Here is an 18941-nt window from a genome sequence, read left to right as displayed (position 1 = left end):
CGAGGAGTGCCCGACCGATGCTCGCCGCGATATCCGGGAAGTTCCGCGCCCTGCTGGCCACCGCCGGCGCCGCCGCCCTCATGACGGGCACGCTCGCCCTCGCCCCCGCGGCGTCCGCCGCGCCGGTGCCCGGCGAGGCCGCGAGCGCCGCCGCGGGCGGCTTCTGGTCCTGCAACGTGCCGCCCGGCTACGTCTACACCACGACCACGTCGACCTACAGCTGCCACACCAGCGGCCTGCGCACCACGATGTTCTACGTCGAGAAGCCCGCCGACGGCATGTGGGCCTGCACGGAGGCTCCCGGGTTCACCTACGACACCACGCAGTCCACCTACAGCTGCAACATCAACGGGCTGCGCACCACCAAGTTCCACCTGCGCACCCCGAAGAGCGGGCTGTGGGCGTGCAAGGTCCCCCAGGGCTTCACCTACACCACCACGCAGTGGACGTACAGCTGCGACGTCAACGGGCTCCGCACCACGAAGTTCTACCTGCGGGCCGTCTGAGCGGCCGGCACCGGGGACGGAACGCCGGGACCCGGCCGCCTCCGCGCCCGAAGAGGGCGGAAGGGAGACGGCCGGAGCCCCCGCACAGTAGGCCCCGTTGACGGAGGTCACCCTCACCGCGGTTGTTCGGGAACCCGGGCCGCCTGGCCCCACGCCTACCCCGTAGGCCGGGACCAGGCGACTCCGGGGTGCTTCAGCGCAGGGCTTCGAGTACCCGAGCCTGCAAGGTCTCGTTCTCGATTTCGTCTGCGTAGCGCCAGGCCGCCGCCGTGACCTCCACTTCCTGGAGTTCGACCGCGTCGGTGTGGGTGCGGAACAGGTAGCGGAAGTCGAAGTGACGGTGACTCGGCTCGTCCTTGGCCGGGTTGGCGGGGATGTGGTGGGCGTCGATGTGAAGGGGACGGTGGCCGGCGGGGATCACCACCGAGGCCGGGATGCCGGTTTCCTCGGTCAGCTCGCGCTGTGCGGCTTCGAGGAAGGTCCCGTCCTGCGGCTCCAGGTGGCCGCCAGGGAGCAGCCAGCGGTTCAGCGCGCGGTGTTTGATCAGCAGGACGCGGCCTGCAGGGTCGGCGAGGATCGCTCCCGCGGTGAGGTGGCCGTCGAAGGTATTGCGGCTGGTTACGTCGTGACCGGCGTCGAGGAGCTCCCCGATGGGCGCGAGGCGCCACTTCTCGTCGGGATGGGCGTCGAGGTACTCGTCGAGCGTCTCGCGGATGTGGTCGGGCTTGATGGGCAAGGCGTCTCCTCAGCGATGGAAGTGGTCGAGCCACGTCGCGGCGATGGCGGCGCGGTCGGTGGGGCTGATCTCGTGCATGCCGGGCTCCAGGCCGCCGCGTGCGAGGGCGGCGGAGGCGGCGAGTATCTCGGCCTGGACAAGGAAGATGAATGGGCCCACGCTGGCGCCGTGCAGGAAGTTGACGGCGTTGCCGCCGTTGAGCAGGTCGAAGTGGTGGTCCGTGGTCAGGTACCGGGTGACGTGCTCGCCGATGTGGACGCGCTGGTAGATCGGCGGGAGTCCGGCCAGGTCGAGCTCGTCCTCGCTGCTGGTCACCGTGGCGACGTAGGCGCCGGCGCGCAGCCGCGGGAAGTCCTGGCCCCGGAGCGCGAGGGAGCCGGTGGCGCACAGGACGAGACCGACTTCGGCGAGGCTGGCATCGCGGTCGGCGGTCACCGCGAAGCCCTGTGAGAGGGCCTGGGTGCGCTTGACGGGGTCGATGTCGTGGACGGTGACCTGTACGCCCTTGCCGTGGAGCAGGCGGGCGATACTGGAGCCGAGCTTGCCGAAGCCGATGACGAGGGCGGAGCGGCCGATCATGATGTCGCCACGGGACCGCATGAGCGCCTCGGTCGAAAAGACGATCGACTGTCCGACGAGGTAGTCCTCGGGATCCTTCAGCGGCGAGCGGGCGACCGAGAGGACGGGGCAGGGCAGCTTGTCGAGTTCGGCGTACCGGCGGTGGCCGTTCTCCGTGTCCTCGACGACGCCGAGGATCTCGCCGGAGAAGCGGTCGCAGAGCGCGCCGAGGGTCGGGGCGAAGTAGCCGCCGACGTCGAGAAGGACGATCGGCCTATCCCCAGCACGTTCCTCCAGGAAGCCGAGTGCCCGGCCGGGATCGGTGAACAGCTCGCGGGACAGCTCGGCGCAGCCGTAGCCGTCGTCCTCGATCTGGCGCAAGGCGTGCGGGTCGACGGACTTCGGCTTGGGCAGGACAATCCGCAGGTCGGTGACCGTGCCTACGCCGCGCACGAAGGCCGGCCGCTCGGGCAGCACGTGCGTGATCAGGACCGAGGCAGGGCGCTCAGCGGGCGTGAAGCGGCTGGCGATGCGCTCGAAGTAGGTGTCGAGACGGGCGCGTTCCAGGGTGTCCATGGCGGTGTCTCCTCCGGTACGGCGGTGAGGTGGCGCACGGGGTCGGTGTGCTGTTGCTCCAGGGCGCGGCGAAGGGCGGCGGGGTCGGTGAGCGTCTCGTCGTCGGGCAGCTCGCACCATCCGCCGGTGTGGCCGTCCGAACAGGTCGGGTCCGGTGCCACGAGCCAGGAACCGGCGCCGAGCAGGTGCACCGGCAGGCTCTGCCAGAGGCCACCGCTCCCGGTGGGTACGGCGAAGTACAGGCGCTGACTCAGGCGGTCGTACAGCACAGGGCCGAGTTCCTCCTCGGCGGCGCGGAGTCGTGCGAGTGCGAGGAAGCCGGTCTCTGCCGGCACCCGCACCGCGTCCCAGTCCCGGCCGAGAGGGAGGAGGCGAAGATCAGGGAGCTTGTCGACGTGGGCCGCGCTTCTCAGAGCGTCGCGGAGGGACATCAGACCCCGCCCCGTTGCCGGACGACCGACTGCGCCTCGGCCGGGCGCTCCCTGCCTTGTCGGGGGCTGCTTCCGCGGACAACGATCAGCGAGGCCCCGGCCTCCTCGATGCGGCGCTCGCGCTCGGCGGCGAGCCCCTTGGGCCCCAGATGGCTGCGCGAGGGCACGACCACGCCGTACGTGCCGGCCAGGGCGAGGACGTCGAGGAGGCCAATGAAGGCCGTGGCAAGCGGGTTCGTGGTCACGTCGCGCTCGGTGAAGACGCCGTGCAGCGTCAGCTCGTGGTGGAGGCAGTATTCGGCGACGGAGTCGACCAGGGCCGTGTGCCGGGCGGCTGAGCCCGTCGTATGGCGCAGGTAGCCGTAGACGTGGACCTCACCGATCTCGCGGTGTTCCGTGATGCGTTCCATGCACTGAGCGTCCCTGTGACTGAACGGCCTCGAAATGACCGCCTGTTGTACTTCCGTTGCACTTCCCGCCTCTCGCGTGTGCTCAGCGTGCTTCGATACGCGGCGGAGGGAGGGAGCCCGTGGTTCGCGTGCAGCACTGGACCGGCCGAGAGGCCAAAGCTCTGCGCTCGGCACTCCGGATGAGCACCCGCGCCTTCGCGGAGCACCTGGGCGTGGCGCTGCGCACCGTGGCCAAGTGGGAGAAACACGGTGCAGATACCCACCCGCGCCCCGACACGCAGGCCATCCTCGACACCGCTCTCGGCCGCGCCGACGAGGCCGCGCACGCGCGCTTCGAGGAGGTGTTGCACGGCCGGCGGACCGCCCCGTCCGTGGATCACGAGGCGTGGACGGAGGACATCGACCGCGCCATCGTCTGCCTCAGCCACCAGCGGTTCACCTTCGCATCGGACCTGCTGAACAGGTGGCTGGGCCGCCACGAGCCGCGCGGCCTCGACGACAAGGGCGCCTATCTCTACGGCCGTTCCCTCGTCCTCCTCGGAGACTTGCAGCGCGACCAGGGCGCCATCCTCGGTCCGCTCTCCGCGCGCCACTCCTACCTGCGCGCGCACCGCCTGTTCCACGACTTGGCCATCCCGAGACGCACGGCCCAGATCGAACTCTCCCTCGCCGTGGTCACGGAGATGGCCGGGCAGCTCGAAGCCTCGGCCCGCCAGTACGAGCAGTTGGCCAGCGAGGACCGTCTCAGCCACCGCGACCGGGCCCGCGCCCGCCTCTGGGTGGGCACAGCGCTCAGCAAGCACGGCAACAACGAGTACGCCACCAAAGTCATGCGCTCCGCGATCAGGGACTTCGAGGAGTTGGGTGAGCCCGAGGACTGGGCCGTCGCCCACCAGAAGCTCGCCCTCGCTTATCGCGGGGCCGGCGAGCTCGGCCAGGCGCTGCACTACATCGACATCGCCCGCTCGACCGGATCCGTCGACTCCCCCATGCAGCGCGTCAGGCTGGACACCGCGTACTCGCACATCCTTCTGTCCGACGCGGCCACCCGCGATGATGGGTTGACCGTTCTCGACGACGCGGCGCGCATGGCCTCCCAGCACGGCTTGAGCCATCAGCTCCGCAGCATCGAGGGAATCCGGCGGTCGTACGACGACCCTCGGGCCTTCGTGTCGAGGTGAAGGCAGCGATGATCGAGGGAGTCCCCCGTGCCGGACCGCGCAGAGCGCACCATCACCAACGAGCAGTGGACCGACGCCATGCTGATCTGGCGCTATCACCAGATGGGCCACGAGGTACGTCCCTGCTCGGCGGCCATCGGCCTGGGCAGCCACGACCTCGGCGTCGCCACCGCCTCGGCGGACCTGTACGGCTCCGGCCTCTTCCCCGTCATCGTCTTCAGCGGCGGGAACAGCGCGACAACCGCGGCCCGCTTCCCGCGCGGCGAGGCGGTCCACTACCGCGAGCACGCCCTGGACCTGGGCGTGCCTGACGAGGCGATCCTGCTGGAGACCAAGGCCGGGAACACCGGCCAGAACATCACCCTGTCGCGAGAGGTGCTGCGCGAGGCCGGCGTGGAGGTGAAGTCGCTGCTCCTGATCTCCAAGCCGTATATGGAGCGCCGCTCGTACGCCACGTGCCGCAAGCTCTGGCCGGAGGTCGAGGTCGTCTGCGCCTCCGAGCCGCTGGAGTTCGACGACTACATCAAGTCCATCGGCGACGAGAAGCTCGTCGTCGACATGCTCGTGGGCGACCTGCAACGGGTCATCGAGTACCCGGCGCTCGGCTTCGCCGTCGAGCAGGACGTACCGGGAGATGTCCATGACGCGTACGAGCGCCTCCTGCGCGCCGGCTTCGACAGCAGGCTCATCAGCTCCTGACACCGGCAATGCCCCTCCGGGGGCGGTGTGCGCGATCCACCAGCCGAATTTCTTCCCACGGCTGTCCACGCTGGCGAAGCTTTTCGCCTCGGACGTGTGGATCGTCCTGGACGACGTCCAGTTCGCCCGCCGGGACTACCAGCACCGAGCCCGTCTGGGCGCCCTGGCAGACCCTGGCGACAGGCGGTGGCTGTCCCTGGCCACCCACCTGCCGCAGGGCCGCAGCACGCTGGTCCGCGATGCGCGGCTTGCCGATCCCGAACGCTGCCGACGGCGGGTACAGCAGCTCACCTACCAGACGTATGGGCGAAGCTTGAACTGGCCCGCCGTGAAGGCGGTCGTGGACCCGGTACTGGAGGAGTTCAAGTCCACGAAGCGGACGGCTGCTGTCGCCGAGGCATCGACATTGGCGCTCCTGGCGGCCATGGGGTGGCCAGGGACCGTCGTCCGCAGCAGTGAACTGACCGCTCGCACCGGCCGATCCGCCCGCCTCGCGGACCTCACCGTGGCTACGGGCAGCAGGACGTACCTGTGTGGCCGCGGCGGCATGCGCTATGTCGAGCCGCGTGCCTTCGCGGAGGCGGGAGTGGCTGTCGTACCCGTCCTGCCCCCGGAGACCTCAGGGCCGCCGTGGGAGCATGCGCAATCCATCAGCGCACTTTGGGCCTTGGCAGTGGTGGGCGCTCGCGGACTGCGCCGGGAGTTGCAGGACGCTGCTTCCCCGCGCGCGGCGCGTAGCGACCGGTCGCGGAAGCACGCTCACCTTGGCCAAGACCGTTGGGCCGGCGTTCCCACGCGTTGAGGACATCAGCCAGGATCTGACGCTTTTCGCAGGTCAGGGCAGGCAAAAGGGGGACGGCCGGAGCCCCCGCACAGTGGGCTCCGGCCGTCGGTTCTCGGGAGGCGTCAGAGGGCCAGGTTCGTCAGGACCAGGACGCGCTCGTACGTGTAGTCGTCCATCGCGTAGCGGACGCCCTCGCGGCCGACGCCGGACTGCTTGACGCCGCCGTACGGCATCTGGTCGGCGCGGTAGGACGGGGCGTCGCCGATGACCACGCCGCCGACCTCCAGCTCGCGGTGGGCGCGGAAGGCGGTCTGGACGTCGCGGGTGAAGACGCCGGTCTGGAGGCCGAACTTCGAGTCGTTGACCTTGGCGAAGGCCTCGTCGGTGTTCTCGACGCGGTGCAGGGTCAGGACCGGGCCGAAGACCTCTTCGCAGGCGAGGGTCACGCCGTCGGGCAGGTCGGCGAGGACGGTCGGCTCGTACGAGGCGCCCTCGCGCTTGCCGCCGGTGAGCAGCTTCGCGCCGGCGGCGACGGCCTCGTCGACCCAGGACTCGACGCGCTTGGCGGCGTCCTCGGAGACGAGCGGGCCGACGTCGGTGGCGTCGTCGGACGGGTCGCCGGTGACCTGCGCCTGGACCTGGGCGACGACCTTCTCGACAAGGCGGTCGTACACGGAGGCGTCGGCGATGACGCGCTGCACGGAGATGCAGGACTGGCCGGCCTGGTAGTTCGAGAAGGTCGCGATGCGGGTCGCGGCCCAGTCGAGGTCGGCGTCGGAGGACCAGTCGGCGAGGACGACGGCGGCGGCGTTGCCGCCGAGCTCCAGGGTGCAGTGCTTGTGCGGCACGGACTGCTGGATGGCGTAGCCGACCTTGTCGGAGCCGGTGAAGGAGATGACGGGCAGGCGGTCGTCCTGGACCAGCGCCGGCATCTTGTCGTTGGCGACGGGCAGCACGGACCAGGAGCCGGCCGGCAGGTCGGTCTCGGCGAGGAGCTCGCCGAGGATCAGGCCGGAGAGCGGCGTGGCCGGGGCCGGCTTGAGGATGATCGGCGCGCCGACGGCGATGGCCGGGGCGACCTTGTGGGCGCACAGGTTCAGCGGGAAGTTGAACGGGGCGATGCCGAGGACCGGGCCCTTGACGAAGCGGCGGGTCAGGGCCAGGCGGCCGGTGCCGCCGGCGTCGGTGTCGAGGCGCTGGGCCTCGCCGCCGTTGAAGCGGCGGGCCTCCTCGGCGGCGAAGCGGAAGACGGATACCGCACGGCCGACCTCGCCGCGCGCCCACTTGACGGGCTTGCCGTTCTCGGCGGAGATCAGCTGGGCGATCTCCTCGGTCCGCTCGGCGAGGCGCTTCGAGACGTGGTCCAGGGCCGCGGCCCGGACGTGGGCGGGGGTCGCGGAGAACTCCGCCGTCACGGCGTACGCCGCGGCCACGGCCTCTTCGACCTGTGCGTCGGTGGGGACGCTGACGGTGCCGACGAGGCGGCCGTCCCACGGGTTGTGGACGTCGAAGCTGTCCTCGCCGGTGGCCTGGCGGCCGGCGAGCCAGAAGGCGTGGGTGGAAGTCATGCGAATCCCGGCCCTTCGGATGTGTGCGGATCCTTGTCCACACCACCGTAGGTGTCGGGGCCCGATCAGCGGCTTGTCCGCGGTGGAGTACCCGGCTGCCGCGGCACGCCGCTTTGTCGGTGTTCCGGCGGGCCGGCCCTACGCGGGGGTGGAGCCGGCCTTGAGGGCGAGCCACAGCTCCATGCGGACGTCCGGGTCGTCGAGGGAGCGGCCGAGGATCTCCTCGACGCGCCGCATCCGGTAGCGCAGGGTGTGCCGGTGCACGCCGAGGTCGGCGGCGGCCGCGTCCCACTGCCCGTGCCGGGAGAGCCAGGCATGCAGGGAGGCGACGAGGTCGCCGCGGCCCTTCTCGTCGTGTTCGCGCAGGGCCCGCAGGGTGCCGTCGGCGAAGGCCCGTACGGCTTCGTCGGCGAGCAGCGGCAGCACCGACCCGGCGGCGAGGTCCTCGTGCTCCACCAGGGGGCGGCCGCGCCGCCGGGCGACGGCCAGTGCCTGGTCGGCCTGCTTGAGGGCGGCCGCGACGGTTGCGGCGCCGGCGGGCGCGGACAGCCCGACCACCAGCTCGTCGGGTTCGGGGCCGGCGGAGTCCCGCCCGCGCCGGGCTTCGAGCGCCTCGGCGTGCCCGGTGCAGGCCTGTACGGCGGCCCCGCCGTCGGCGGCGAGGACGGTGAGGCGGCCGGGCTCGGGCACCAGCAGCAGCGACTCGCCGGCGCGGGCGGCAGCGGACTCCACGGTGTCGGCGAGGAGGGCCAGCCCCTCGGGGCGGGCCGTGCCGGGCAGGGCCGGCTCGGCGACGACGATCCGGAACGGCGCGTCCAGCAGCGTCCCGTACAGGTCGCCGGCGACGGTGCGGGCGTGGTCCGCCTCCCCGGCCAGCAGCATCCGCAGCACGGCGGCGCCCAGCCGGGACTCGGCGTCGTGCAGGGACCGGGACCGCTCGGTGGTCAGGGTCAGCAGGGCGACGGCCGAGTGGACGGCGTACCGCTCGGCCGTGCCCAGCGGGGCGCCGGTGCCGACGGCCAGCGCGCCGCGGGCCCGGCGGCCCGTGCCGAGCGACTGGAGTTCGACGCGGTCCTCCGCGCCGCCCACGACGGCGCTGGCCGGGGCGGGGCGCTCGCGCAGCCGCTCCACGTCGGGGGTGAGCCGGGCGGCGCGCCGGGCGGCCCACTCGGGTGCGGCGGCGACGACGGCGCCCGAGGTGTCGTACAGGGCGGCCCAGCCGTGGACGTGCGCGGCGAGGCGGGCCAGCAGCTCGGCGGGCCCGTCCGCGGTGAGGGCGGCCCGGGTCAGCTCGCGCTGCGCTTCGAAGCCGGCGGTGACGGCCCGGTACTGGTCGGCGGCGAGGGCCGCGGAGACCGCCTTGCTGATGGCGAGGAAGGGGGTCCTGCGCGGCACCTCCAGCAGCGGCAGGTCCTCGGCGCGGGCGGCGTCGACGAGCGCCTGCGGGATCTCCTCGTGGTTCACGCCGACGGCGAAGCCGATGCCGACGACGCCGGCCGCGGCGAGGCGGCGGACGTAGCGGCGCATCTCCTGCGGGTCCGCCGCGTCGAGCTTCATGGCCGTGGTCAGCAGCAGCTCCCCGCCCTCCATGTAGGGGACGGGGTCGGCGAGCTCGCTGACGTGCGCCCAGCGCACGGGCGTGTCCAGGCGCCCCTCCCCGGCCCGGACGCCGAGCTTGAGCGCCGAGTGCTGGACGAGGGAGGCGAGGGTGAGCGGCATCGGGTTCCAGGCAGTGGGGGCGGCGGGGAGGCGGTCGCGCCGCCGGGGTGCGGGGCGGGGCCGCAGCGGGGCGCGGGATTTCGCCGCGCCGTATGAACGGCCCTTCTGATTCTGCCACCCCGTACGGGTCCGCTCAGCCCGTTCCCTCCAGCCTCACCAGCAGCGGGGCCGCCCGCTCCCCGCGGACCGTGGTCAGCGAGAGCACGGCGTGGCCGGGCGGGACGGAGTGCGCGAGGTCGGAGGCGGACCAGCGCTCCCGCTCCACCTGCCGGACGGTGACGGCGTCCGTCGTGACGGCCTTGCCGGTGACGAGCTTGCGGAAGGCGTGCACGGCGCGGGTCAGCGGCTGGTCGGCGAAGACGGTGCGGTGGGTGACGTCGCGGGCCTCCACCCATTCGGTGCCCCACGCCTCGGCGAAGCGCCTGCCGTCCCAGGTGGTGACGCCGGAGAAGGCCATCCGGCAGCCGACGGCCCCGAGCAGCGGCGTCCGCAGCGCCTCGGGGACGTCGTCGAGGGTGCGCAGCGCCAGCAGGACGCCGGCGTTGGCGGTGCGCAGCCGCTGGAGGCTCCGCACGCTCTGCGGGGTCAGGGTGTGGGAGGCGTCGTCGAGGGCGAGGAACGCGAACAGCGACCGGTCGGTGCGGGCCGCCGCGCAGGCGGAGAACTGGGCCAGGACCAGGCGGGCGAGGATGCGGGAGGCGTCGGCGTGCCCGCGCTCGGGCAGGTCGATGCGGACGCGCAGCGGGTGCTCCAGGCTGCGCAGCGAGAAGGGCCGGCTGCGGCCGCCGGTGTCGAAGAACCCGTCGAAGGCGGGCCGGTCCAGCAGCGCCACGCGGTCGGCGAGGGCGGGGCCGGGGTCGCCGGGGGTGCCGTGCTGGCGGTCGCGGGCGTCGAGCTCGCGGATCATGGCGTGGGCTCCGGCTGCTTCGAGGGCGGAGCGCAGGGCGTCGAGGCGGGCGGGCACCCGGTCCAGCAGTTCGCGCAGCTCGGGCACGGCCGGGAAGCGGCCGTACGCGGTCCGGAAGGGGCCGAGGAGCTGGGCGAGGGCGGTGGCGGCGCGGCGGACCTCCATGCCGGGGACGTCGCCGGTGAAGGCCTCGGCGAGCAGCCCGGCGGCCTCGTCGGGGTCGGTGGTGCCCCCGTACAGGTCGAGGTCGTGGACGGAGGCGGGGTCGCCGATCCGGACGACCACGTCGAAGCCGTCGTCCGGGCCCAGCCGGGTGCCTGCGGCGGCGACGGCGACGACGGCGGCCTGGCCGGCGAGGGCCTGGAGGGCGAGGGACTCCACGACGGGCCGGACGAGCAGGGCGGTCTTCCCGGCTCCGGAGGGGCCGACGGCGAGCAGCGAGGTGCCCAGCACGGCGGGGTCGAGGGCGAGCCGCGTCCCGCGCCGGGCGTACGGGTTGCGGGTGCCGGGGTCGGCGGTGCCGAGCAGGACCTGCCGGGCGAGGAGGTCGTGGCGGGCGGCGCGCACGGGCAGGTCGCGGGCCCCGGAGGGGTGCAGGCAGGCGGCGGCGCCCTTGCCGCGGACGGCTCCGGCGAAGGCGGTGGCGCGCGCGGGGTCGGCGCGTACGGAGTCCCAGGCGCGCCGGATCCGGGCGTGGTCGACGTCGTTCATGCGGCCGGAGGCCGCCTCGGCGGCGAGCAGGTCGGCGAGGTCGCCGAGGCCGGCCCGGCGCAGCTCGGGCCAGCCGGCGGGGTCGTCGGGGCTGCCGGGTGCGGGCCGGTCGGGGAGCCGGGTCCCCTCGGCGCGGGCGGCGCGGGCGGCGCCGCCGGTGAGGAGGCGGCGGGCCAGTTCGGGCCAGCGGCCGAGCCGGCCGAAGCCGACGGCCAGCATCAGGGCGACCGCGGTGTACCAGGTGTAGGCGGCGACGACGGCCGGCATGGTGCCGGCCCAGGAGTCGGGCGTGAACATGTAGAGCGGCCAGAGCCAGAAGCCGCCCAGGTAGCCGTTCCAGAGCAGGGACCACAGCAGCAGTCCGGCGAGGAGGGAGATCAGGGCGCCGGAGACGAGCTGGCGGGTCGGGGTGCGCTCCGGCTCCTCGGCGGGTCGGGGCACGTGCCCGTACGCCCACACCCCGGGGCCGTCGGAGACGCGCGGGGTGCGCAGCCAGTCCGCGAGGGCGGGGCCGCCGCCGGGGGCGTGCGCGGGCCGGGGCGGCGCCGCGGGCGGGGCGGCGGGCGGGCCGGCGGGCCTGGGCACCTGCCCGCCCGGGGCGTGGCCGGTGTGCGGCGCCCGTCGCTCGCCGGTGCCGTGCGGCGTGCCGTCGGTGTCCATCGAAACCCCTGCCCCCTGCCCGTTTCCCTGCGCTGCGCCGCTCAATGTAGTTGCCCGGCGGCGGCCGCGGGCCGGTACCGGCCGGTGTCGCGGCGCGGTTCCGGCGCCGTGCGCCGCCTCCCTCCTATGGCCGCTGCGGACAAGGACACGGGCGGACCACTCCCGAACGGAGCATGCTTTCCCCCCTCCCCCGGGCCTAGCCTGCGGACAAAGACACAAGTGCGTCCGAAAACACCCCCAGGAGCCCCCATGACTGCTGTCCCGCAGGAGCGCAAGCTCGTCACCGCGATCCCCGGCCCGAAGTCGCAGGAGCTTCAGGCCCGCCGCCTCGGTGCGGTGGCCGGCGGCGTGGGTTCGGTGCTCCCCGTCTTCACCAAGCGCCTGGACGGCGGCATCCTCGAGGACGTCGACGGCAACCGCCTGATCGACTTCGGCTCCGGCATCGCCGTGACCTCGGTGGGCGGCTCCGCCGAGGCCGTCGTGCGCCGCGCCACCGCGCAGCTCGCGGACTTCACCCACACCTGTTTCATGGTCACCCCGTACGAGGGCTACGTGGAGGTCTGCGAGGCGCTGGCCGAGCTGACCCCGGGCGACCACGCGAAGAAGTCCGCGCTGTTCAACTCCGGCGCCGAGGCCGTCGAGAACGCCGTCAAGATCGCGCGTGCGTACACCAAGCGCCAGGCCGTCGTCGTCTTCGACCACGGCTACCACGGCCGCACCAACCTCACCATGGCGCTGACCGCGAAGAACATGCCGTACAAGCACGGCTTCGGTCCGTTCGCCCCCGAGGTCTACCGCGTGCCGGTCGCCTACGGCTACCGCTGGCCCACCGGTGCCGAGAACTGCGGCCCCGAGGCCGCCGCCCAGGCGATCGACCAGATCACCAAGCAGATCGGCGCCGAGAACGTCGCCGCGATCATCATCGAGCCGGTCCTCGGCGAGGGCGGCTTCATCGAGCCGGCCAAGGGCTTCCTCCCGGCGATCGTGGAGTTCGCCAACGACAACGGCATCGTCTTCGTCGCGGACGAGATCCAGTCCGGCTTCTGCCGCACCGGCCAGTGGTTCGCCTGCGAGGACGAGGGCATCGTCCCGGACCTGATCACCACCGCCAAGGGCATCGCCGGCGGCCTGCCGCTCGCCGCGGTGACCGGCCGCGCCGAGATCATGGACGCCGCGCACGCGGGCGGCCTGGGCGGCACGTACGGCGGCAACCCGGTGGCCTGCGCCGGCGCGCTCGGCTCCATCGAGACGATGAAGGAGCTCGACCTCAACGCCAAGGCGAAGGAGATCGAGTCCCTCATGAAGGCGCGGCTGTCCGCGATGCAGGAGAAGTACGAGATCATCGGCGACATCCGCGGCCGCGGCGCCATGATCGCCATCGAGCTGGTCAAGGACCCCGCGTCCAAGACGCCGAACCCGGAGGCCGCCGCGGCCCTCGCCAAGGCCTGCCACGCCGAGGGCGTCATCGTCCTCACCTGCGGCACGTACGGCAACGTGCTCCGCTTCCTGCCGCCGCTGGTCATCGGCGAGGACCTGCTGAACGAGGGCCTGGACGTCATCGAGGCCGCGTTCGCGACGGTCTGAGCGACGGTCTGAGCAGCCGCCTGGACGACCGCCTGAGCGAGCGTCCGAACACACGCCCGCAGCGGTACCGCCGGTAACGGTCGGGCGCTGTGAAGAAGATGTGGGGGGCCGATGGCAGGACCGCGTTCCTGCTGTCGGCCCCCTCTCCGCTGCCGTACGGTTTCTGCAGATGAGTGAGACACCCCGCTCCCGGGATTCCGGGGGCGACACCGGTACCGGGCTTCCCCAGCGCCGCACCGGGCCTGCGTTCGCGCACACTCCTCACCGATCGGACAGCCGACCGCCCCACACCCCCCGGGGCGCCCGGCAACCCGGTCCGGGCGGCCGTCCCGGAACCATCCCCCCTGTTCCGGGACGGCCGGCCACCTCCTCCTTCTCCCTCCGCTCCGTCCTCCTCCCCACCGGGGCCCTCCTCGGGCTCGCCCTGGCGACCTGGCAGGTGCTGGCCTCGGGCCCGCTGCTCGGTCCGGACGAGCGGATCAGCGCCGCACTGGTGCGCACCCTCCCCGACGCCGTCACCGAGCGGCTCTCCGACCTGGGCAACGTGCCCGTCGCCGTGCCCGTCCTCGTCCTGGCGGCGGCGTACGCCCTGCGCCGCGGCAACCGCTCCGGCGCCCTGGCCGCCGCGTCGGCCATCGCCCTCGTGCCGGCCCTGGTCGTCCCGCTGAAGGCGTGGACCGCCCGCCCCGGACCGCTGGAGCCCTGGGCCGCCGGCTACTTCCCCTCCGGCCACACGGCCACCGCCGCCGTCGCCTACGGAGCCGCGGCCCTGCTGCTGCGCCCGTACACCCGCCGGCCGTGGCCGGCGGCCGCGGCGCTGGCGCTGACGGCCGCCACGGCCGCCGGGCTCGTCCTGCGCGGCTTCCACTGGCCGCTGGACGTCCTCGCCTCGCTCCTGCTGTGCGTGCCGCTGCTGTACGCCGTCCGGCTGGCCGTCGCACGCGGGCTCAGGCGGGGCGGCCCGCCGCCCGCTCCCCGGCGGCGCGGGCGGCCGCCGCCTCGTGCAGGGCGAGCTCCAGCACCGCCGGATCGGTGAGCGTCCCGCGGCCGTCCGGCGGCACCAGCCAGTGCCCGGCGGCCCCGGGAGCCCTGCCGGGATGGGGGACGACGACCCAGCTGCCCCGTCCGGCGCCGCGCACGCCGGTGGCCAGCCAGTGCGAGGCCGTCCCCGCGGGCACGAAGAAGCCCAGCCGGGTGCCGCCCGGGCCGGCGAGCACCGGGCCGGGCCGCCCGCGCAGCCGCCGCAGGACGGCGAGGGCGGCCCGGCCGAGCCCGCCGGGCAGGACCAGCACGTCCCAGTGCCGGCCCGCGGGCAGCAGGGCGACCCCGTCGGGGCTGCGCTCCCACTCCCAGCGGCAGGCCTGTGGATCGCCGGCCGCCGAGACGAGCCATTCCACCGCGGCTTTGACATCCGAGCCCTGCATCGCCCGGCCTCCGTTCCCTGTAGGTGGGGGTTCCTCACCCGGAGAGAGCGCGGCGGGCCGCGGCGATGACGCGGGTTCGCCCGCCCCGGGGGAGTGAACCGGGTCACTCCCCCGGGGCGGGCCGCGACCGTCACGCCGTCAGCTGTCGAAGCCGAGGCCGAACCGATCGAGGGTCTTCAGCCACAGGTTGCGGCGGCCGCCGCGTGCGTCGGCCCGCGCCAGGGACCACTTGGTCAGCGTGATCCCCGTCCAGGCGAACGGCTCGGGCGGGAACGGCATCGGCTTGGACCGCACCATCTCCAGCCCGGTGCGCTCGGTGCGCGCGCCGTCGAGGAGGTCCAGCATCACGTCGGCTCCGAAGCGCGTGGCGCCGACGCCGAGGCCGGTGTAGCCGGCCGCGTAGGCGACCCGGCCGGAGTGCGCGGTGCCGAAGAACGCCGAGAAGCGGGAGCAGGTGTCGATCGCCCCGCCCCAGGCGTGGCTGAAGCCGACGCCCTCCAGCTGCGGGAACGCCGTGAAGAAGTGCTGCGCCAGCTTGAGGTAGGTCTCCGGCCGGTGGTCGTACTCGGAGTCCAGGCGCCCCTTGTACGGGTAGACGGCGTCGTAGCCGCCCCACAGGATCCGGTGGTCCGGGGTGATGCGGAAGTAGTGGAACTGGTTGGCGCTGTCGCCCATGCCCTGGCGGTTCTGCCAGCCGATGGCCTCTCGCTGGTCGGCGGTGAGCGGCTCGGTCATGAGGGCGTAGTCGTAGACGGGGACCGTGAACGGCCGGATCCGCCGGACCAGCGAGGGGAAGATGTTGGTGCCGAGCGCGACCCGCCGGGCGAAGATCCGACCGTACGGGGTGCGGACGGCCATTCCGGCGCCGGAGGAGCCCAGCGACAGGCCGCGGGTGTTCTCGTAGATGCGCACGCCGAGGCCGAGGCAGGCCTGCTTGAGGCCCCAGGCGAGCCGGGCGGGGTTCAGCATGGCGACGCCGTCGGTGTCCCACAGGCCGGCGAGGAAGGTCGGCGAGTCGACCTCGGCGCGCAGGGCGTCGCGGTCGAGCCAGCGCATGCCGTCCGCGAGGCCGAGCTTCTCGGCCTCCTGGTGGAGCTCGCGGAGCTCCTCGACCTGGTGCGGCTCGGTGGCGACGTCGATCTCGCCGGTGCGCTCGAAGTCGCAGTCGATGCCGTAGCGGGCGACGGCCGCCTCGATCTCGTCGAGGTTGCGCGCGCCCAGTTCCTCCAGCTTCGCGAGTTCGCCGGGCCAGCGGGCCAGGCCGTTGGCGAAGCCGTGGGTGAGGGAGGCGGCGCAGAAGCCGCCGTTGCGTCCGGAGGCGGCCCAGCCCGCCTCCTTCGACTCGATGAGGACGACGTCCCGGGCGGGGTCGCGCTCCTTGGCGATCAGCGCCGTCCACAGGCCGCTGTAGCCTCCGCCGACGACGAGCAGGTCGCAGGCCTCGTCGGAGGTCAGGGCCGGCTGGGCGGGGGGCTTGCCGGGGTCGTCCAGCCAGTACGAGACCGGCAGTGCTTCGGAAAGGGATTTCGCAACACTTCGCATGGCGACTGGGGCCATGTCTTCCAACTCCCTACAGAGTTACTTGGGCTGTGCTTTCTTCCGGCGGTTGCCGACGATCTGGGCGGCGAGGACCACCAGCACCGCGATGACGAACATCGCCGTGCCGATGACGTTGATCTGCACGGGCGTACCGCGCTGGGCCGAGCCCCACACGAACATGGGGAAGGTGACGGTGTTGCCCGAGTTGAAGTTGGTGATGATGAAGTCGTCGAAGGACAGGGCGAAGGAGAGCAGTGCGCCTGCCGCGATGCCCGGCGCCGCGATCGGCAGCGTCACCCGCAGGAAGGTCTGCAGGGGGCTCGCGTAGAGGTCGCGGGCGGCCTCCTCCAGCCGGGGGTCCATCGAGAGCACGCGTGCCTTGACGGCGGCGACGACGAAGCTGAGGCAGAACATGACGTGGGCGATCAGGATCGTCCGGAAGCCCAGCTCGACGCCCATGTTCAGGAACAGGGCGAGCAGCGAGGCGGCCATGACGATCTCGGGCATGGCCATCGGCATGAAGATCAGCGAGTTGACCGCGCCGCGCGCCCGGAACCGGTAGCGGACCAGGGCGAAGGCGATGGCCGTGCCGAGCGCGGTCGCGCCGAGCGTGGCCCACAGGGCGATCTGGAGGGACAGGGCGAGGGAGCCGCACAGGTCGGCGACCCCGCAGGGGTCCTTCCAGGCGTCGAGGGAGAACTCCTGCCAGGCGTAGTTGAAGCGCCCGGCGGGGTTGTTGAACGAGAAGACGGTGACGACGACGTTCGGCAGGACCAGGTACGCGAGGGTCAGGAGGCCGAGGACGGTGACGAGGTTGCGGCGGAGCCAACGCATCAGACCAGGTCCTCCGTCCCCGCGCGGCGGATGTAGATGGTGACCATGACCAGCACGGCGGCCATGAGGATGAAGGACAGTGCGGCGGCCGTCGGGTAGTCGAGGATCCGCAGGTACTGGGACTGGATGACGTTGCCGATCATCCGGGTGTCCGTCGAGCCGAGCAGCTCGGCGTTGACGTAGTCGCCGCTCGCCGGGATGAAGGTGAGCAGGGTCCCGGAGACCACGCCCGGCATCGACAGCGGGAAGGTGACCTTGCGGAAGGTCGTCGCGGGGTGGGCGTACAGGTCCCCGGCCGCTTCGTGCAGGCGGGGGTCGATGCGCTCCAGCGAGGTGTACAGCGGCAGGATCATGAAGGGCAGGAAGTTGTACGTCAGGCCGCAGACCACCGCGAGCGGGGTGGCGAGCACGCGCTCGCCCTGGGTCAGGCCGAGCCAGCTGGTGACGTCGAGGAAGCCGACGCTGTTGAGGACGGCGACGACGGGCCCGCCGTCGGCCAGGATGGTCTTCCAGGCCAGCGTGCGGATCAGGAAGCTGGTGAAGAACGGCGCGATGACCAGTACCAGCAGGAGGTTGCGCCAGCGGCCCGCCTTGAAGGCGATCAGGTAGGCCAGCGGGTAGCCGAGGAGCAGGCACAGCAGGGTGGCGGTGCCGGCGTACAGCAGGGAGCGCAGGAACTGGGGGTAGTACTCGGCGAGGGCGTCCCAGTAGGTGCGGAAGTGCCAGGTGACCTCGAAGCCCTCTTCGAGGGAGCCGGTCTGCACCGAGGTGGAGGCCTGGTAGGCCATCGGCAGGACGAAGAAGACGAGCAGCCACAGGATGCCGGGCAGCAGCAGCCAGTACGGGACGAGCCGCTTGCGCAGGGACGGCCGGTGGACGGGTGGCTCGGCCGGGGCGGGGGCCTCGGGCGGCGCCGCGGTGGCGGTCATGCGCCCTCCTCGACCGTCTCGACTCCCGCGTCGATGTCCTGCGCGGCGTCCAGCCCGAAGGTGTGCTCCGGGTTCCAGTGCAGGACGACCTCGGCGCCGGGGACCAGGCGGTCGTCGCGCTCGATGTTCTGCACGTACACCTCCAGCTCCGGGCAGACGGGGCTGTCGATGACGAACTGGGTGGACACGCCGATGAAGGAGGAGTCGGCGATCCGCCCGGCGACCTTGTTCCGGCCTGCCGCGACGGCTCCCTCCTCGGCCGCGGGCACCAGGGAGATCTTCTCGGGGCGCACCCCGACCAGGAGCCGGCCGCCGGCCTTCGGGGCGGTCGAGCAGCGGGCCCGGGGAAGCCGGAGCCTGGTGCCCGCCGACGTGACGGCGACCTCGTCGCCGCCGGCCTCCAGGACCTCGGCCTCGATCAGGTTGGATGTGCCGAGGAAGTTCGCGACGAACGTGGTGCGCGGGTTCTCGTACAGCTCGGCGGGGGCGCCCATCTGCTCGACGCGGCCGCCGTTCATCACCGCCACGGTGTCGGCCATGGTCATGGCCTCCTCCTGGTCGTGCGTGACGTGCACGAACGTGATGCCGACCTCGGTCTGGATCCGCTTGAGCTCCAGCTGCATCTGGCGGCGCAGCTTGAGGTCGAGGGCGCCGAGGGGCTCGTCGAGGAGGAGCACCTGGGGGTGGTTGATGAGCGCGCGGGCGACCGCGACGCGCTGCTGCTGGCCGCCGGAGAGCTGGTGCGGCTTGCGCTGGGCGAACTGGCCGAGCTCGACGAGCTCCAGCATGTCCTCGACCTGCTTCCTGACGGACTTGATGCCGCGGCGGCGCAGCCCGAAGGCGACGTTCTCGTGGATGCTCAGGTGCGGGAAGAGGGCGTAGCTCTGGAAGACCGTGTTCACGGGGCGCTTGTACGGGGGCAGCTGCGTGACGTCGCGGTCGCCGAGGTGGACGGTGCCGGTGGAGGGCTCCTCCAGGCCGGCGATCATCCGCAGGGTGGTGGTCTTCCCGCAGCCGGAGGCGCCGAGCAGGGCGAAGAACGAGCCCTGCGGGATGGTCAGGTCCAGGGGGTGCACGGCCGTGAAGGTGCCGTAGTGCTTGCTGATCCCGGCGAGGCGGACATCTCCGCCCGCGGTCTTGTCAGTCATGGGTCGCGGCCTTCGGTGGTGGTGTTCGTCGGAAGAG

Annotated in this window: 18 protein-coding genes; 6 read left to right on the top strand and 12 right to left on the bottom strand. The window is 72.7% G+C overall.

What is annotated here, in order from left to right:
- Window positions 1-17 precede the first annotated feature (17 nt).
- Entirely contained in the window at window positions 18-506 is a 489-nt protein-coding gene (locus C0216_RS07040; RefSeq protein ID WP_114054422.1) for a hypothetical protein, read from the top strand.
- A gap of 193 nt (window positions 507-699) precedes the next feature.
- Here C0216_RS07040 and C0216_RS07035 read toward each other — a convergent pair whose 3' ends face one another.
- From C0216_RS07035 to C0216_RS07020, 4 genes are read right to left on the bottom strand one after another with little or no spacing between them, the layout of a single operon-like run.
- Complete coding sequence (locus C0216_RS07035) at window positions 700-1242, bottom strand: NUDIX hydrolase (protein ID WP_114054421.1); 543 nt, start codon at window positions 1240-1242, stop codon at window positions 700-702.
- 9 nt (window positions 1243-1251) lie between these two features.
- On the bottom strand, window positions 1252-2376 hold the full coding sequence (locus tag C0216_RS07030) for an adenosylhomocysteinase (RefSeq protein ID WP_114054420.1): 1125 nt from the start codon (window positions 2374-2376) through the stop codon (window positions 1252-1254).
- A complete protein-coding gene (locus tag C0216_RS07025) occupies window positions 2286-2807 on the bottom strand; it encodes a hypothetical protein (protein ID WP_216827055.1) in 522 nt (173 codons plus the stop codon). Before C0216_RS07025 ends, C0216_RS07030 begins: the two co-directional genes overlap by 91 nt.
- Window positions 2807-3217 (bottom strand): hypothetical protein, encoded by a 411-nt coding sequence (locus C0216_RS07020; protein ID WP_114054419.1) that lies wholly within the window; start codon window positions 3215-3217, stop codon window positions 2807-2809. The genes C0216_RS07025 and C0216_RS07020 overlap by 1 nt, the downstream gene beginning before the upstream one ends.
- A gap of 119 nt (window positions 3218-3336) precedes the next feature.
- Here C0216_RS07020 and C0216_RS07015 point away from each other — a divergent pair, with 119 nt between their 5' ends.
- The 3 genes from C0216_RS07015 (at window position 3337) to C0216_RS07005 (ending at window position 5899) form a co-directional block, all read left to right on the top strand.
- Window positions 3337-4398 (top strand): helix-turn-helix domain-containing protein, encoded by a 1062-nt coding sequence (locus tag C0216_RS07015; protein WP_114054418.1) that lies wholly within the window; start codon window positions 3337-3339, stop codon window positions 4396-4398.
- Window positions 4399-4476: 78 nt separating this feature from the next.
- Entirely contained in the window at window positions 4477-5097 is a 621-nt protein-coding gene (locus C0216_RS07010) for a YdcF family protein (protein ID WP_114058502.1), read from the top strand.
- Window positions 5039-5899: a WbqC family protein gene (locus tag C0216_RS07005; protein ID WP_114054417.1), complete on the top strand. Its 861-nt coding sequence runs from the start codon at window positions 5039-5041 to the stop codon at window positions 5897-5899. Before C0216_RS07010 ends, C0216_RS07005 begins: the two co-directional genes overlap by 59 nt.
- Window positions 5900-6003: 104 nt before the next feature.
- Here C0216_RS07005 and C0216_RS07000 read toward each other — a convergent pair whose 3' ends face one another.
- From C0216_RS07000 to C0216_RS06990, 3 genes are all read right to left on the bottom strand, one after another.
- Window positions 6004-7449: an aldehyde dehydrogenase family protein gene (locus C0216_RS07000; protein ID WP_114054416.1), complete on the bottom strand. Its 1446-nt coding sequence runs from the start codon at window positions 7447-7449 to the stop codon at window positions 6004-6006.
- A gap of 138 nt (window positions 7450-7587) precedes the next feature.
- Window positions 7588-9168: a PucR family transcriptional regulator gene (locus tag C0216_RS06995; RefSeq protein ID WP_114054415.1), complete on the bottom strand. Its 1581-nt coding sequence runs from the start codon at window positions 9166-9168 to the stop codon at window positions 7588-7590.
- A 133-nt stretch (window positions 9169-9301) separates the two neighbouring features.
- The gene (locus C0216_RS06990; RefSeq protein WP_246042355.1) at window positions 9302-11446 is read right to left on the bottom strand and encodes an ATP-binding protein; all 2145 of its coding nucleotides are present in this window, start codon (window positions 11444-11446) and stop codon (window positions 9302-9304) included.
- Between the two features lie 249 nt (window positions 11447-11695).
- Here C0216_RS06990 and gabT point away from each other — a divergent pair, with 249 nt between their 5' ends.
- On the top strand, window positions 11696-13030 hold the full coding sequence (gene gabT, locus C0216_RS06985) for a 4-aminobutyrate--2-oxoglutarate transaminase (RefSeq protein WP_114054414.1): 1335 nt from the start codon (window positions 11696-11698) through the stop codon (window positions 13028-13030).
- 169 nt (window positions 13031-13199) lie between these two features.
- Window positions 13200-14066 carry a phosphatase PAP2 family protein gene (locus C0216_RS06980; protein ID WP_114054413.1) on the top strand — a complete coding sequence of 289 codons (867 nt, stop codon included), beginning with the start codon at window positions 13200-13202 and terminating at the stop codon, window positions 14064-14066.
- Here the strand turns inward: C0216_RS06980 and C0216_RS06975 are convergent.
- The 5 genes from C0216_RS06975 to C0216_RS06955 form a co-directional block, all read right to left on the bottom strand.
- Window positions 13978-14454: a bifunctional DNA primase/polymerase gene (locus C0216_RS06975; RefSeq protein WP_114054412.1), complete on the bottom strand. Its 477-nt coding sequence runs from the start codon at window positions 14452-14454 to the stop codon at window positions 13978-13980. The two genes, C0216_RS06980 and C0216_RS06975, sit on opposite strands and share 89 nt — an antisense overlap.
- A 138-nt stretch (window positions 14455-14592) precedes the next feature.
- The gene (locus tag C0216_RS06970) at window positions 14593-16011 is read right to left on the bottom strand and encodes an NAD(P)/FAD-dependent oxidoreductase (protein ID WP_114054411.1); all 1419 of its coding nucleotides are present in this window, start codon (window positions 16009-16011) and stop codon (window positions 14593-14595) included.
- Between the two features lie 21 nt (window positions 16012-16032).
- Entirely contained in the window at window positions 16033-16827 is a 795-nt protein-coding gene (locus tag C0216_RS06965) for an ABC transporter permease (protein WP_114054410.1), read from the bottom strand.
- Window positions 16827-17756 carry an ABC transporter permease gene (locus C0216_RS06960; RefSeq protein WP_114054409.1) on the bottom strand — a complete coding sequence of 310 codons (930 nt, stop codon included), beginning with the start codon at window positions 17754-17756 and terminating at the stop codon, window positions 16827-16829. Before C0216_RS06960 ends, C0216_RS06965 begins: the two co-directional genes overlap by 1 nt.
- Window positions 17753-18904 carry an ABC transporter ATP-binding protein gene (locus tag C0216_RS06955; protein ID WP_114054408.1) on the bottom strand — a complete coding sequence of 384 codons (1152 nt, stop codon included), beginning with the start codon at window positions 18902-18904 and terminating at the stop codon, window positions 17753-17755. Before C0216_RS06955 ends, C0216_RS06960 begins: the two co-directional genes overlap by 4 nt.
- Window positions 18905-18941: the final 37 nt, after the last annotated feature.

Origin of the sequence: Streptomyces globosus (assembly GCF_003325375.1) — a bacterium.
Lineage (GTDB): Bacteria > Actinomycetota > Actinomycetes > Streptomycetales > Streptomycetaceae > Streptomyces > Streptomyces globosus_A.
The sequence above is the reverse complement of the archived record's forward strand: the minus strand, read 5'-3'. Positions and strand labels throughout refer to the sequence as shown.

What these genes read in the sequence shown, in the direction of transcription:
- C0216_RS07040 (WP_114054422.1), top strand. Translation starts at nt 18, where the DNA reads ATGCTCGCCGCGATATCCGGGAAGTTCCGCGCCCTGCTGGCCACCGCC.
- C0216_RS07030 (WP_114054420.1), bottom strand. Translation starts at nt 2,376, where the DNA reads ATGGACACCCTGGAACGCGCCCGTCTCGACACCTACTTCGAGCGCATC.
- C0216_RS07025 (WP_216827055.1), bottom strand. Translation starts at nt 2,807, where the DNA reads ATGTCCCTCCGCGACGCTCTGAGAAGCGCGGCCCACGTCGACAAGCTC.
- C0216_RS07020 (WP_114054419.1), bottom strand. Translation starts at nt 3,217, where the DNA reads ATGGAACGCATCACGGAACACCGCGAGATCGGTGAGGTCCACGTCTAC.
- C0216_RS07010 (WP_114058502.1), top strand. Translation starts at nt 4,477, where the DNA reads ATGCTGATCTGGCGCTATCACCAGATGGGCCACGAGGTACGTCCCTGC.
- C0216_RS07005 (WP_114054417.1), top strand. Translation starts at nt 5,039, where the DNA reads ATGACGCGTACGAGCGCCTCCTGCGCGCCGGCTTCGACAGCAGGCTCA.
- C0216_RS07000 (WP_114054416.1), bottom strand. Translation starts at nt 7,449, where the DNA reads ATGACTTCCACCCACGCCTTCTGGCTCGCCGGCCGCCAGGCCACCGGC.
- C0216_RS06995 (WP_114054415.1), bottom strand. Translation starts at nt 9,168, where the DNA reads ATGCCGCTCACCCTCGCCTCCCTCGTCCAGCACTCGGCGCTCAAGCTC.
- C0216_RS06990 (WP_246042355.1), bottom strand. Translation starts at nt 11,446, where the DNA reads ATGGACACCGACGGCACGCCGCACGGCACCGGCGAGCGACGGGCGCCG.
- gabT (WP_114054414.1), top strand. Translation starts at nt 11,696, where the DNA reads ATGACTGCTGTCCCGCAGGAGCGCAAGCTCGTCACCGCGATCCCCGGC.
- C0216_RS06980 (WP_114054413.1), top strand. Translation starts at nt 13,200, where the DNA reads ATGAGTGAGACACCCCGCTCCCGGGATTCCGGGGGCGACACCGGTACC.
- C0216_RS06975 (WP_114054412.1), bottom strand. Translation starts at nt 14,454, where the DNA reads ATGCAGGGCTCGGATGTCAAAGCCGCGGTGGAATGGCTCGTCTCGGCG.
- C0216_RS06970 (WP_114054411.1), bottom strand. Translation starts at nt 16,011, where the DNA reads ATGGCCCCAGTCGCCATGCGAAGTGTTGCGAAATCCCTTTCCGAAGCA.
- C0216_RS06965 (WP_114054410.1), bottom strand. Translation starts at nt 16,827, where the DNA reads ATGCGTTGGCTCCGCCGCAACCTCGTCACCGTCCTCGGCCTCCTGACC.
- C0216_RS06960 (WP_114054409.1), bottom strand. Translation starts at nt 17,756, where the DNA reads ATGACCGCCACCGCGGCGCCGCCCGAGGCCCCCGCCCCGGCCGAGCCA.
- C0216_RS06955 (WP_114054408.1), bottom strand. Translation starts at nt 18,904, where the DNA reads ATGACTGACAAGACCGCGGGCGGAGATGTCCGCCTCGCCGGGATCAGC.